The organism is Pseudomonas sp. DTU_2021_1001937_2_SI_NGA_ILE_001, from assembly GCF_032463525.1.
Classification (GTDB): Bacteria; Pseudomonadota; Gammaproteobacteria; order Pseudomonadales; family Pseudomonadaceae; genus Aquipseudomonas.
In genome coordinates, this window is the sequence record NZ_CP135971.1 from 1,239,324 (window position 1) to 1,251,769 (window position 12,446).

Annotated in this window: 16 protein-coding genes; 10 read left to right on the plus strand and 6 right to left on the minus strand. The window is 63.3% G+C overall.

Features of this window, described 5'->3' with window-relative positions; all coding sequences use genetic code 11:
* Window positions 1-7: 7 nt before the first annotated feature.
* Window positions 8-781: an enoyl-CoA hydratase gene (locus RRX38_RS04855; protein WP_315961761.1), complete on the minus strand. Its 774-nt coding sequence runs from the start codon at window positions 779-781 to the stop codon at window positions 8-10.
* 81 nt (window positions 782-862) lie between these two features.
* Window positions 863-2,062 carry an acetyl-CoA C-acyltransferase gene (locus tag RRX38_RS04860; protein ID WP_315961762.1) on the minus strand — a complete coding sequence of 400 codons (1,200 nt, stop codon included), beginning with the start codon at window positions 2,060-2,062 and terminating at the stop codon, window positions 863-865.
* Between the two features lie 222 nt (window positions 2,063-2,284).
* On the opposite strand from RRX38_RS04860, the gene RRX38_RS04865 reads away from it, so the two are divergent.
* Entirely contained in the window at window positions 2,285-2,749 is a 465-nt protein-coding gene (locus RRX38_RS04865) for an LEA type 2 family protein (protein WP_295473011.1), read from the plus strand.
* Here RRX38_RS04865 and RRX38_RS04870 read toward each other — a convergent pair.
* Window positions 2,730-2,984 (minus strand): hypothetical protein, encoded by a 255-nt coding sequence (locus tag RRX38_RS04870; protein ID WP_295472929.1) that lies wholly within the window; start codon window positions 2,982-2,984, stop codon window positions 2,730-2,732. The genes RRX38_RS04865 and RRX38_RS04870 overlap by 20 nt on opposite strands.
* Before the next feature lie 127 nt (window positions 2,985-3,111).
* Here RRX38_RS04870 and RRX38_RS04875 point away from each other — a divergent pair, with 127 nt between their 5' ends.
* Window positions 3,112-3,429 carry a YqjD family protein gene (locus RRX38_RS04875; protein WP_295472927.1) on the plus strand — a complete coding sequence of 106 codons (318 nt, stop codon included), beginning with the start codon at window positions 3,112-3,114 and terminating at the stop codon, window positions 3,427-3,429.
* Between the two features lie 309 nt (window positions 3,430-3,738).
* Here RRX38_RS04875 and RRX38_RS04880 read toward each other — a convergent pair whose 3' ends face one another.
* A complete protein-coding gene (locus RRX38_RS04880) occupies window positions 3,739-4,092 on the minus strand; it encodes a hypothetical protein (protein ID WP_295472925.1) in 354 nt (117 codons plus the stop codon).
* A gap of 264 nt (window positions 4,093-4,356) precedes the next feature.
* Here RRX38_RS04880 and RRX38_RS04885 point away from each other — a divergent pair, with 264 nt between their 5' ends.
* From RRX38_RS04885 to RRX38_RS04915, 7 genes are all read left to right on the plus strand, one after another.
* The gene (locus tag RRX38_RS04885) at window positions 4,357-5,424 is read left to right on the plus strand and encodes a M4 family metallopeptidase (protein WP_315961763.1); all 1,068 of its coding nucleotides are present in this window, start codon (window positions 4,357-4,359) and stop codon (window positions 5,422-5,424) included.
* A gap of 20 nt (window positions 5,425-5,444) precedes the next feature.
* Entirely contained in the window at window positions 5,445-5,744 is a 300-nt protein-coding gene (locus RRX38_RS04890) for a protealysin inhibitor emfourin (RefSeq protein WP_315961764.1), read from the plus strand.
* A gap of 209 nt (window positions 5,745-5,953) precedes the next feature.
* Window positions 5,954-6,583, plus strand: a complete 630-nt coding sequence (locus RRX38_RS04895) for a paraquat-inducible protein A (protein ID WP_315961765.1) — start codon at window positions 5,954-5,956, stop codon at window positions 6,581-6,583.
* Complete coding sequence (locus RRX38_RS04900; protein WP_295472917.1) at window positions 6,580-7,194, plus strand: paraquat-inducible protein A; 615 nt, start codon at window positions 6,580-6,582, stop codon at window positions 7,192-7,194. The genes RRX38_RS04895 and RRX38_RS04900 overlap by 4 nt, the downstream gene beginning before the upstream one ends.
* Complete coding sequence (locus RRX38_RS04905) at window positions 7,187-8,863, plus strand: intermembrane transport protein PqiB (protein WP_315961766.1); 1,677 nt, start codon at window positions 7,187-7,189, stop codon at window positions 8,861-8,863. The genes RRX38_RS04900 and RRX38_RS04905 overlap by 8 nt, the downstream gene beginning before the upstream one ends.
* A complete protein-coding gene (locus RRX38_RS04910; RefSeq protein WP_315961767.1) occupies window positions 8,860-9,474 on the plus strand; it encodes a PqiC family protein in 615 nt (204 codons plus the stop codon). The genes RRX38_RS04905 and RRX38_RS04910 overlap by 4 nt, the downstream gene beginning before the upstream one ends.
* Window positions 9,475-9,764: 290 nt before the next feature.
* A complete protein-coding gene (locus tag RRX38_RS04915; RefSeq protein WP_315961768.1) occupies window positions 9,765-10,211 on the plus strand; it encodes a helix-turn-helix transcriptional regulator in 447 nt (148 codons plus the stop codon).
* 212 nt (window positions 10,212-10,423) lie between these two features.
* Here the strand turns inward: RRX38_RS04915 and RRX38_RS04920 are convergent, their stop codons facing one another.
* Together RRX38_RS04920 and RRX38_RS04925 are read right to left on the minus strand one after the other, a co-directional pair.
* Complete coding sequence (locus RRX38_RS04920; protein ID WP_315961769.1) at window positions 10,424-11,380, minus strand: FecR family protein; 957 nt, start codon at window positions 11,378-11,380, stop codon at window positions 10,424-10,426.
* Complete coding sequence (locus RRX38_RS04925; RefSeq protein ID WP_295472908.1) at window positions 11,377-11,892, minus strand: sigma-70 family RNA polymerase sigma factor; 516 nt, start codon at window positions 11,890-11,892, stop codon at window positions 11,377-11,379. The genes RRX38_RS04920 and RRX38_RS04925 overlap by 4 nt, the downstream gene beginning before the upstream one ends.
* A 204-nt stretch (window positions 11,893-12,096) precedes the next feature.
* Between RRX38_RS04925 and RRX38_RS04930 the strand changes: the two genes are divergently transcribed.
* A complete protein-coding gene (locus RRX38_RS04930; protein ID WP_295472906.1) occupies window positions 12,097-12,444 on the plus strand; it encodes a nuclear transport factor 2 family protein in 348 nt (115 codons plus the stop codon).
* Window positions 12,445-12,446 lie beyond the last annotated feature (2 nt).

Consider the following 12,446-nt stretch of genomic DNA (forward strand, 5'->3'; position numbering starts at 1 on the left):
CACCTCGCTAGCGGCCCTTGAAAGAGGGTGGCCGCTTGTCGATGAACGCGGCCATGCCCTCCTTCTGGTCATGGCTGGCGAACACCGCGTGGAACACGCGACGTTCGAAACGTACACCCTCCGCCAGGCTGACCTCGAAGGCCCGATTCACACTTTCCTTGACCATCATCGCCACCGGCAGGGATTTCTCCGCGATCAGCCCAGCCACGCGCACGGCCTCGTCGAGCAATTGCCCGAGCGGTACCACCCGCGAAACCAGGCCGGCACGTTCCGCCTCGGCGGCGTCCATGAGCCGGCCACTGAGGCACATTTCCATAGCCTTGGCCTTGCCAACGGCGCGGGTCAGGCGCTGGGTACCGCCCATGCCCGGCAGAACACCGAGATTGATTTCCGGTTGACCGAAACGCGCGTTGTCCGCCGCAAGGATGAAATCGCACATCAGGGCCAACTCACAGCCACCGCCCAGCGCGTGGCCAGCCACCGCTGCGATGAGCGGTTTGCGACGGCTGGCGACCCGGTCGCTGGCTGCGAAAAGGTCGTCGAGGTAGATTTGCGGGTAGGTCAACTCGGCCATTTCCTTGATATCGGCCCCCGCCGCGAAGGCTTTTTCAGAACCGGTAAGGACGATACAGCCGATATGGGCATCGCGCTCGAAGGCGTCGAGGGCCTGGTTGAGCTCCTCGATCAACTGTGCGTTAAGCGCATTCAGGGCCTGGGGACGATGCAGCGTGACCACGCCGACCCTTCCTCTAATCTCTGTGAGAATAGCCTCATAACTCATTGAATTAATTCCTTATTTTTCTTTTTCAATCGCGCAGCAAATCAAACAAATCACCTGCAAAAACAACCGCAACTAATTGATTTATTGGGTTATTTCTATCGCAATTGCCGTCGCCTCTCCGCCACCAATGCAAATGGCCGCCACACCTCGCTTCAGGCCACGGCGGCGCAGTGCCGACAACAGCGTCACGAGGATCCGCGCGCCCGAGGCACCTACCGGATGCCCCAACGCACAGGCTCCACCGTGGACATTGACCTTGTGATGGGGCAACTCCAGTACGCTCATCGCCACCAGGCTCACCACCGCGAAAGCCTCGTTGATCTCGAACAGATCGACCTGTTCGGCGCTCCAGCCGGTACGCGCGAACAGCGCACGCACGGCGCCGATCGGCGCGGTGGTGAACAGCCCAGGCTGATCCGCATAGGCAGCGTGGCCATGGATCACCGCCAGGGGTGCCAGGCCGCGACGCTGCGCTTCGGAACGGCGCATCAGCAACAGCGCCGCCGCGCCATCGGAAATTGAACTGGAGTTGGCCGCAGTGACCGTTCCGTCTTCGCGAAACGCCGGCTTGAGCGTCGCGATACGTTCCGGCCGCGCCTTGGGGGGCTGCTCATCGCGGCTGATGGTGCCCGTCTGTTTGCCCTGGGGCACTTGCAACGGCACGATTTCTTCGTCGAACCAGCCGCTGTCCATCGCTTCCTGTGCCCTGCCCAACGACGACAGCGCGTAGGCATCCTGCGCTTCACGGCTGAAGCCATGACGTTGCGCACAGTCTTCGGCGTAGGTGCCCATCAGTCGACCAGGCTCGAAGGCGTCTTCGAGCCCGTCATAGAACATGTGATCGAGCACTCGACCATGGCCCATGCGATAGCCCTCACGGGCGCGGTCCAGTAGATAGGGGGCGTTGGACATGCTCTCCATGCCGCCGGCCACCACCACGCTGGCACTGCCCGCCAGCAACAGGTCATGAGCCTGGATCACGGTCTGCATGCCGGAACCGCACATTTTGTTGACCGTCGTGCAGCGTGTCGCCAGGCTCAGCCCGGCCCCCAGTGCCGCCTGGCGCGCCGGGGCCTGGCCGAGACCTGCCGGAAGCACACAACCGAACAACACCTCTTCGATGGCTCCGGCCTCGATGCCGGCCCGCTGTACCGCAGCGCGGATCGCCGCGCTGCCCAGCTGCGGCGCGCTGAGCCCCTTGAGGTCACCTTGAAAACCACCCATGGGCGTGCGCGCCGCACTGACGATGACCACCGGATCCTGCTGAGCTTGAACGGACATGCTGTACTCCTTGCGAGATGGGGCAGCGATGCCGCCGTCGGGCGACACAGCAACGCCATCGACCACTGCGATGGCCATCTCTTGAGCGTAGCGGAAGAAGACGGCCCTGAACGCCTCATCACCGGCAGCGAATCGCGCCGTCCCGTTGCGGTCAGATGCCTGACGACCATTGCGGAGAAACTCGACGTGCGCCGATTACTTTACCTGTTGCTCACCACGCTGATGCTCGGAAACGGCGGCTGTGCACTGTTGCCCGACCAGGACCCGCTGCTGATCGACGTGGCCGGGGTCGAGCCCTTGCCGGGCCAGGACCTGGAAGTGCGGATGGCGGTCACGCTGCGGGTGCAGAACCCCAATGACCGAGACATCGACTACAACGGCGTGGCGTTGCGTCTGGAGGTGAATGACCGACTGCTGGCCTCCGGGGTCAGTGATCGGTCGGGTCGGGTGCCGCGCTTTTCGGAAAGCTTGGTCGTGGTGCCGGTGAGCATCAGCGCCTTTTCCGCCCTGCGCCAGGCGCTGGGGCTGGCCCAGGGACAGCAGATCGAGCAACTGCCCTACACGCTGCACGGCAAGCTTTCCGCGGGTCCGTTCGCCACCCAGCGCTTCGAAGCCAGCGGCACCCTGGACCTGAGACCCCGCGCATCGAGCCCCGACGGCCGCTGGCTCAGCGAGCCGCAGCCATGAGCCGGTTGACCTCGCTACGCACCATGTTGGCGAACTCTGGCGGGCTCATGGCGTCGAGTTCGGCACGTACCCATTCGGCCCACTTGCCCTTGCGCTTGGATTTTTCCCCGATCAGGCGGGCCGCTTCACCCTTGGCCTTGCCCAGATTGCTCTGCCATAGCTCGAACAGGCGCGCCTTTTCGTCTTCGATCGCCGCACGTTCGGGCAGGCTGAGATTGGCGAGATTGAAACTCATGGCGGTTACCTCCTACTAAAACCGGGTGCAATCTTACACGGGGTGACGCGCAGGTTCATCGCGTTGCAACTTTTGCCTTGCCGCCCTACTCCATTGCTCAAATGCCATCCACTGAAAGGAAACCATCATGGCTCGCAAGACCAACGCGCAAAACACCGCCGACCAGATCAAGGATCAGGCATTCAGCGAACTGCAGGCGCTTATCGAAGAATCGGAGAAACTCCTCAAGGACAGTGCATCGCTGGTCGGCGAAGACGCCGAGACCCTCAAGGCACAACTGGGCCAGAAGCTCACCCAGGCCCTGGATGCAGTGACCAGCGTACGTGAGCGTACCCGCCCGGTGGTCGAAGCCACCGAGACCTACATCGGCGGCCATCCTTGGCAGACCGTGGCGGTCTCCGCCGGATTCGGCCTGGTGGTCGGCCTGCTGCTGGGCCGTCGCTGACGGTAGAAGCTTCAGCCGCCCTACCGTTCGGCCAAGCGGCATGTAGTTCGGTAGGCAGCGGCTTTGGCCGCAATACAGTTCAGTCAGGCCGGGTAGGAGCGGCTTCAGCCGCGAAGCGACCGCATGTTCATGACAGATGCAGTGCATTTCCTGGCGCTTTCGCGGCTAAAGCCGCTCCCACCGAGCCACATGCCGCTTAAGCGAACAATATTGGCTTTAGCCGCGAAGAGGCCCCGAAGTTCACTGCATCTGCCATGAACACAAGGCCGCTCCAGCCAGTACCTGAGCGGTCGGTCCGGGCCTGACGTCCTAAAGTGCGCGATGTACCAGGGTCGGCTTGGTGAAGCGGTGCGACTTGTCCACCTTGGCCTGCAGCTCGGTGAGTTGAGCCTGACCTTCCGCTTCAGTGGCGTAGGGGCCGAGTATGATCTGCTGCTTGCCTTCGATGTTGACGATTGTCGGTGCGTAGTGCCGTTCCAACAGCCAAGCGCTGGTGTCACTCACCGCCTCACGGGTATTCATCTGGATGTACCACTTCGGCTCGCTGACCGGCGCTGCCGCCGCTGGCGCATTGGCCGTGTCGGAACGAGCCGGAGCCTCGGGCTTTCCGGCATCGCACGCCGCCAATGCCAGCATCGCCATCATCATTACCATCTTGCGCACGTGGGATCGCTCCTGATTGAAGAGGCGCGAGTCTATCACCCCTGACGGGTCGCTCGACGCCCTGCGTTAAGGTGCCGCAGCCCCTGGATAGCGCACCGAGCACGCCGCGCCTCGGGAAGCCTGAGGCTGAAGCGGGAACGACAATGATGTAATCGGATGTTTCGACACGCCGGTAAAACGGCCGCACGGGCAATGCGCCGGTGACGGCGGTCTATGCTCAGCAGCGCACCTGCTTCATTCAAGCCTGTCGGCAGGAGTCCATCGATGTGCAACCATGACCCGCTTCACTGTTTCGTACCGCCCTACATTCTCGAACACATGACCCAGTCCCCCCATCGCCGGGTCAGCCAATGCGCAATCGCCAACCTGGCCGGCGGCTCGGCGTTTCTCGCCAGCCGCCTTACCGCCCAGGCCACCCCCGGCCTGCTGCCCGTCCAGCCCGGCCCAGGCGGCAGACACCGCCTGATCTACGACGCGGAAGGTACGCCAAGGCTGCCCGGACGCCTGGCGCGCAGCGAAGGCCAGCCCGACAGCGGCGATCCGGCAGTGGATGAGGCCTACGACGGGTCGGGCCTGGTCCATGACTTCTACGACAAGCTGTTCGCGCGTGACTCGCTGGACGGCCAGGGCATGGCACTGGTTTCCACCGTTCATGTGGGCGAGGTCGACCTGCAAGGCGATGCGGTGCCATTGAACAACGCCTACTGGAATGGTCGGCAGATGGCCTACGGAGATGGCGACGGCGAGGTGTTCCGGCGCTTTACCGGCAGCCTGGAAGTGATCGGCCACGAACTCAACCATGGCCTGCAGAGCTTCACCTCCAACCTCACCTACCAGGGCCAGTCCGGCGCACTGAACGAGCATTTCGCCGATGTGTTCGGCATTCTGGTGCGCCACTGGCACGAGGGCACACCGGCTCGCGAGGCCAGCTGGCTGGTGGGCCGCGAATTGCTGGTGCCGGCCACCACACGACGCGGGATCCGCGACATGGAACAACCCGGCCAGGCCTACCGCCAGGACCCCGACCTGGGCGACGACCCGCAGCCGGCCCACATGAGCGACCTCTATACCGGCCCGCGTGATCGTGGCGGCGTGCATATCAATTCCGGCATTCCCAACCGCGCCTTCGTACTGGTGGCCAAGGCGCTGGGCGGTAATGCCTGGGACGAAGCCGGGCGGATATGGTATGACACACTTCTGCAATTGCCAGCCGACAGTCAGTTTCTCGACTGCGCACGGCTCAGCATCGAGATTGCCGGGCGCAAGCCATACGGGCCTGCGGCGCGCAAGGCCGTGGCGGCCGCCTGGAGCGAGGTGGGTATCCTGGTCTGATCCCGAGGAGGAAACCGTTCATGAAAGTCTGTTTCGTCCAGTCCGGCGGATTCGTCGGTGCGGTGCGGCGTTATGAGGTCGACACGGAACAGTTGCCTGCCGAACTGGCCCAGCACCTGCGCCAACTGGTGCTGGACAGCGGCCTGCGGGCCTCGGGCCAAGTCATTGCAAGCCAGGCGCGCGATGGCCGGGAATACGAGCTGACCATCGAAGACCAGAGCAGTACCCTGTGCCTGGTGTTCGACGAGCACAACATTCCCCAAGCCGTACGTCCTCTGCTGGGCTTTCTGCAACGCCAGGCCCGTCCGGACCGTCCCTGAGCGGCCCATGCCGGGCTGGCAGTCCGCCGCCCGGCAGTTCAGAATATCCGCCCGATGCCGGGCGAACGTCGTCCTGCGGCTGCGGTCCATCATGTAGCCGCACCCGCGCGGTCATTAACCTGTGTGCATAATTACAAGCCGTCACCACGGTAACAGGGTATCTTCCCCTGCCCTGCATGACTCTCTCAGAACCAGTATTCACGGTGCCGATGAGTATCGAACCTCCCAGCCCCCCGCCAGCGGGCCTGATCATCTGCGAGCACTGCGACTCGCTGTATGAGATCCACCCCTTGCGTGCCGGCGAAGCCGCCTATTGCCTGCGCTGCGCTGCGCTGCTCAGCCGTGGCCAGCGCATGTCGCTCGAACAATGGCTGGCGCTCACCCTCACGGCGGCCATGCTGTTCATCTTGGCCAACATATTCCCGGTCATCAGCATCAGCATGCAGGGCCTGAGCAACGAAGTGACCCTGTGGCAATCGGTGCAAGCCCTGGCCCAGGGCCGCATTACGCTGATCGCCCTGGTCGCCGGGCTATCGATCATCTTCGCTCCGCTGCTGCAGATCGTCCTGCTGCTCTGGGTCTTGCTGCATGCTCAACGCGGCATCGTCGCGCCGGGCTTCAAGGCCTGCATGCGGGCACTCGAACACCTGCGACCGTGGAGCATGCTGGAAGTGTGCATGCTGGGGATCCTGGTGGCGATCATCAAGCTGGCCGGCATGCTCGATGTGCATCCCGGCGTCGGGCTCTGGGCCATGGCGATGCTCATGGTGCTCATCCTGCTGATCGCCAACCGCAACATCCGTCGCCTCTGGGACCTGCTCGAGGTACGGCCGACATGAGCCGCATCCCCTATGCCTGGCAGCATCGGCTCAACCTGTGCCACCTCTGCGGCTATGCCTGCCCTGAGCACGCCCACTGCTGCCCGCGCTGCGATGCACCGGTACACCACCGCAAGCCAAACAGCATCGCCCGTACCTGGGCATTTCTCATTGCCGGCATGATCTTCTACATACCGGCCAACGTGTTGCCGGTGATGTACACCAACATGCTCGGCAACAGCAGCGAAAGCACGATCATGAGCGGCGTGATCGATTTCTTCCATCACGGCTCCTGGGACATCGCCCTGCTGATCTTCATCGCCAGCGTACTGGTGCCGTGCCTGAAATTCGCCGTGCTCGGCATGCTGCTGGTGACCTGCCAGCGGCGCAGCCGCTGGGCGATGGTCGAGCGTACCCGCCTGTATCGCTTCATCGAGCTGATCGGCTACTGGTCGATGCTTGATGTGCTGGTCGTGGCCCTGGTGGCTTCCCTGGTGCAGTTCCGCGAACTCAGCAGTATCGAGCCGCGCATCGGCATCCTGTTCTTTGGTTTGGTCGTGGTGATGACGATGTTCGCCGCCATGAGTTTCGATCCCCGGCTCATCTGGGACGCAGAGGTTGAAGATGTCTGACAACACCCCCCCGAAAACGGCCGCTACACCACCTCAGCCGCAGATCAGGCAACGCAAGGCGCGCATCTCGCTGGTATGGCTGGTGCCCATCGTCGCCGGCCTGATCGGCCTGTCGATGGCTCTGCACGACTGGATGAACCTGGGTCCGAAGATCACCGTGAGCTTCGAGACCGCCGAGGGCCTGGAAGCCAACAAGACCCAGGTCAAGTACAAGAACGTGGTGATCGGCATGGTCACCGCCATCAGCCTCAGCGAGGATCGTACCCACGTTCTGGCCACCATCGAGCTGAACAACTCCGCAGGCCCCTTCACCCGCGTCGACAGCCAGTACTGGGTGGTACGACCGCGTATCGGCGCGCACGGCATCTCCGGGGTCGACACCCTGCTGTCGGGAGCCTTCATCAACGCCGACGCCGGCAACGCCGAGCAGACCACTCATGAGTTCGTCGGCCTGGAAACCCCGCCGCCGGTAACCTTCGGGGAAAAGGGCAAGCGCTTCATCCTGCACACCGACGACCTCGGCTCACTGGATATCGGCTCGCCGATCTATTACCGGCGCATCCAGGTCGGCCAGGTGGTGGGCTACAACCTGTCCGATGACGGCAAGGGTGTCGACGTGCAGATCTTCATCAATGCTCCCAACGACAAATACATCACCACCGACACGCGCTTCTGGAACGCCAGTGGCGTGGACGTCACGGTCGGTACCGCCGGCCTGAAGATCGACACCCAGTCACTGGCGTCCATCGTCTCGGGCGGTATCGCCTTCCGTGAACCGAACTGGAGCCCCGACGCCAAGCCCGCCGCCGAGAACGCGGAGTTCCGTATCTTCGACGACCAGGCCACCGCGCTGGCGCCGCCAGACGGCGACCCACTATATATCCGCATGCGCTTCAAGCAGTCGCTGCGTGGCCTGGCGGTCGGTGCCCCGGTGGACTTCCTGGGCGTCAACATCGGCAAGGTGCTGTCCGTTGACCTCGACTACGATGGCGATACCCGCACCTTCCCTGGGGTGGTCGGTGCGCTGATCTACCCAAAGCGCCTGGGCGCCGCCGAAGAAAAACTTCGCGACCTGGCCGGCAACGGCGATCCCGACGAGCAGTCGGCACGTATTCTCGGCTCATTCATCGGCAATGGCCTGCGCGCGCAGGTACGCACCGGCAACCTCCTCACCGGCCAGCTGTACATCGCCATGGAGTTCGATCCCAAGGCTCCCAAGGTCACCTTCAACCCCCGGGCACGACCTCTGGAAATTCCCACGGTGCCTGGCAGTTTCGACAAGCTTCAGGAGCAGTTGCAGGCCTTCGTCGACAAGCTCGGCCGGGTGCCGATCGACGAACTGGCCGCCAACCTCAACGGCAGCCTGAGCGAACTGCAAAAGACCCTCAAGACCGTCAACGGCAGCGTGCTGCCGCATGTGCGCGGTACCCTGCAGCAGGCGGAGAAGACCCTGGCCAGCGCCAACGACAGCCTGGCCGAGGACTCGCCAGGCCGCCAGCAGCTCGGCCAGATGCTTGAAGAAGTGCAACGGGCCGCACGCTCGATGCGCGTGCTCACCGACTTCCTCAGCCGCCAGCCCGAATCGCTCATCCGTGGCCGTAGCGGCGATGCCGCGCCGGCGTCGTACAAGAGTTCGTCACGCACCAAGACCCTGGAGCCGCAACAATGACCCTGCGCCTGAAACTCGCTGTCCTGGCCACGGCCCTGGGGCTGGCCGCCTGTTCCTCACCGACCATGCACTACTACACGCTGGTCGCGCCGTTGCACAGCGAAGCAACCAGCGGCGCGCCTGCGCCGTTCCAGTTCGAGATGCTACCCGTATTGCTACCCGTCCAGGTCGACCAGCCACCGCTGGTGGTGCGCCAGGGTGACGGCAGCCTGGCCATTCTCGATACCGAACGCTGGGGTGCACCGTTGGGGGATGAATTCCATGACGCCCTGACCGCACAGCTCGAACAGCGCTGGGGTCGCCGTGACATGGCCGGCCTGCCGAAGGAAGGCGACCTGCCGGTGCTGTCGCTGCGCACCGACGTGCGTCGCTTCGAGTCGGTGCCCGGCCAGTATGCACTGCTCGATGTGGTCTGGAACCTCAGCCTGCGTGGTGGCGCAGAGGGCGGCAAACGCCAGACATTGACCTGCAGCAGCGTGATTCGCGAGCAGGCCGGTAGCGGGTTGGACAGTCTGGTAATCGCGCATCAGAAGGCCATCTCGCGCCTGGCTGACAGCATCGCCCGCGGCACACAGGCGTGGGTCAGCCAGCCGGGCAAAGGCTGCCCATGAGCGTCGCAGCGTCGAGCGATACCCGGGAACAGGTGCCGCTCGAGGGGTGTAATACTTCTGTTACCCATAATTAACCGAGCCGCGTTCAAAATCGTACAAAAAAGTTCAAATCCCCCCTACTGTCCTCGCTGATTTCCGGGTAATGTTCGCGCTCTGTAACATTGTTCTGCGAACTCCCACATACGACCATCAGTTGCTGCTGTTCCAGCTAGCAGGTCTGTTCGCTTCTTCTTACGTCAATTTATACGCAAGGCTTACACCCTATGCGGCAGATTTTCGAGGACAAACGGATGACAGGGATCGGTCCCCGCCTGAAACGCGAACGCGTACGCCTGAAACTTTCCCAAAGCGCCCTGGGCGCCATAGGCGGCGTGGAGGCCAACGCCCAAGGCAACTACGAGAATGGCCTGCGCTCACCGCGCGCCGATTACCTGTCGAAGCTGTCGGAAGTCGGGATCGATGTGAACTACGTGATCACCGGCCGCAAGATGCCGGCGCCCGCCAACGACAACGCCACCGCTGAATCCGAAAGCCTGCTGGAACAGACGGTGTCGGGTCTGCATGCGAGTCTGCACGGCATGAACCAGCACCTTTATCAGCTGGCGCGGCTGCTCGAGGCCCGGCAAGGCCAGGACGAAGATCTCGACCACGAGTACGTGCAGAACCTGTGCAAGGACGCCGAGGCGATCAGCCTGGCGGCGGTAAGGCTCATCTACAACACGGCAAGAACCCGCTGAATCACCAGCAGGCTCGCTTCGACGGTCTCACTGGCCAGCATCGACTGAAACACCAATACTGTTCGCTTAAGCGGCATGTGGCCCGGTGGGAGCGGCTTTAGCCGCGAAAGCGCCAGGAAACTTACTGCATCTGTTGTGAACATGCGATCGCTTCGCGGCTGAAGCCGCTCCCACCCGGTCTAACTGATCAGTATTGGCTGAAACACACACCCTCATGCCAAGCGTGGCACCACGGTCACCCAGTAACGTGTGCGACGTTCGATGCTGACTGGCAGGCTGGCGGCCAGCAGGTCGAGGATCGCCTCGGTGTCGTCGAGGCGAAACACGCCGGTGACCTTCAGCTTCTCGACCCTCGCATTGCAGTTCAGGATGCCGGGGCGATAGCGTGAAACCTCACCGAGAAAGCTGCCTAACGCACGGTTTTCCACGCTCAGCACGCCAGAGCGCCAGTCAGGCTGCGCAGGGTCGAAGTGCTCGACAGCGCCGATGCCGCCATGACCCAGTGCTGCGCGCTGGCCCGCCAATAGAGACTGGCTGGCCCCTGCCTCGGCCAGCAACAGGGCGCTGCCCGTGTTCACCGCGACCCGGCAACGCTGCGCGTCCAGGCGAATGCACAACCGCGCCGAGTCAACGAGCACCTGGCCCTGGCGGGTGGCGATCGTCAGCGGCGTGTTACCGGGGACGACGTCCAGCGCTACCTCGCCCTCGATCAGGTTCAAGGCACGCAGCCCATCGCGAAACCTCAGGCTGACCGCCGACGCCGTGTTCAATTGCAGACGGCTGCCGTCCGGAAGGTTCAGGGTACGCCGCTCGCCGGTTGCGGTGCGCAGATCGGCCGTCCAGGCACGCCAGGGGGTTTGCGTGCCGAGCAGCCAGGCGCCTGGTATACAGGCCGCCATGACCAGGGCCTGCTTGAGCATTCGGCGGCGCCCGGCCTCGGCAGATGGACGATCGAGGCTGGCCAACGCCAGTTGCGCCGGAACCTGCGCGAAGCGCTGACGCAGCCCTTGAGCTTTCTGCCACATCTGCTCATGGCGCGGACACTGCATCCGCCATTGCTGCAAGCGGGCGTGGTCTTCGGCACTGGCACCGCCCGACTCGATGAGTGCCAACCAGTGTGCGGCAGCCTGTGCCAGCTCACGGGCCTGATCGTCGTGCGGCCGCCTCACAGGTCGGCCATCAGGCAGTGGGCGTAGGCCTGGGCCATATAGCGCTTCACGGTGCGCTCACTCACCTGGAGGCGCTCGGCGATCTGCGCGTAGCCCAGGCCTTCGAGCTGGGCCCACAGGAACGCCCGGCGCACCCCGCCCGCCAGACCGTCGAGCAGCTCGTCGAGGGCCTGCAGAGTCTGCAGGAGCATCCAGCGTTGCTCCGGCGAGGGAATCAGTTCCTGGGGCAAGGTGGCCAGTGCATCCAGGTAAGCCTGCTCCAGTTGGCGCCGGCGGTGATGGTTGAGCATCAGGCGCTTGCCCACCGTGGCCAGATAGGCACGCGGCTCGCGCAGCGCCTCCAGGGCCTGGCCTTGCGGCCCCAGCAGCACACGCAGGAAGGTTTCCTGGCTGAGGTCGGCTGCATCCCAGGCATTGCCCAGGCGGCGGCGCAACCACGACTCCAGCCAACTGCTGTGTTCTCGATAGAAAGCGTCCAGGCCAGGCTGGAGAGGATGGACTGCGTCGGTCATGCCAGCGGCACCAGGAAGTCAGCTATTGAAATGCGAATAATTCTATTTAACTTACCCGTCGCCGCCAATCTGAATTTTCTGCCAACGGCCATTGGTCGCATGGCTCTGGCAGACCGTGACCGGCAACTATGCTTAGCCGGTCGTGTACGACATCACTTTTTCAACCCACTTCCTTCCTGCCTTTCAACTTAAAGGACTATTGAAATGCTGACACCACTGGAAGACGACTACATCGAACAGGCCGTAGGCAATCTGGTTTCGGGCCTGGTGTTCGCCGATGAATCCCTGCTGCGTCGTACCATGCACCCCAACAGCCGGATCATGAGCTACAGCAATGGACAGCCGCAGTGGTACACCCTCGACGAGTTCATCGAGACCATTCACTGCGAAACCACTGCGGAAAGCGACTTCAGCCCGTTCTGGGAGGGCCAGGCGCTACAGCCGTCGACCGATCCTGGCAAGCCGGGCAACGAATACCGACGTTCGCTGAAGGTGTACGCCGATTGCGTGAGCATCAACCGCCGCTATGTGACCGCCTATCCGCAACCTTGACC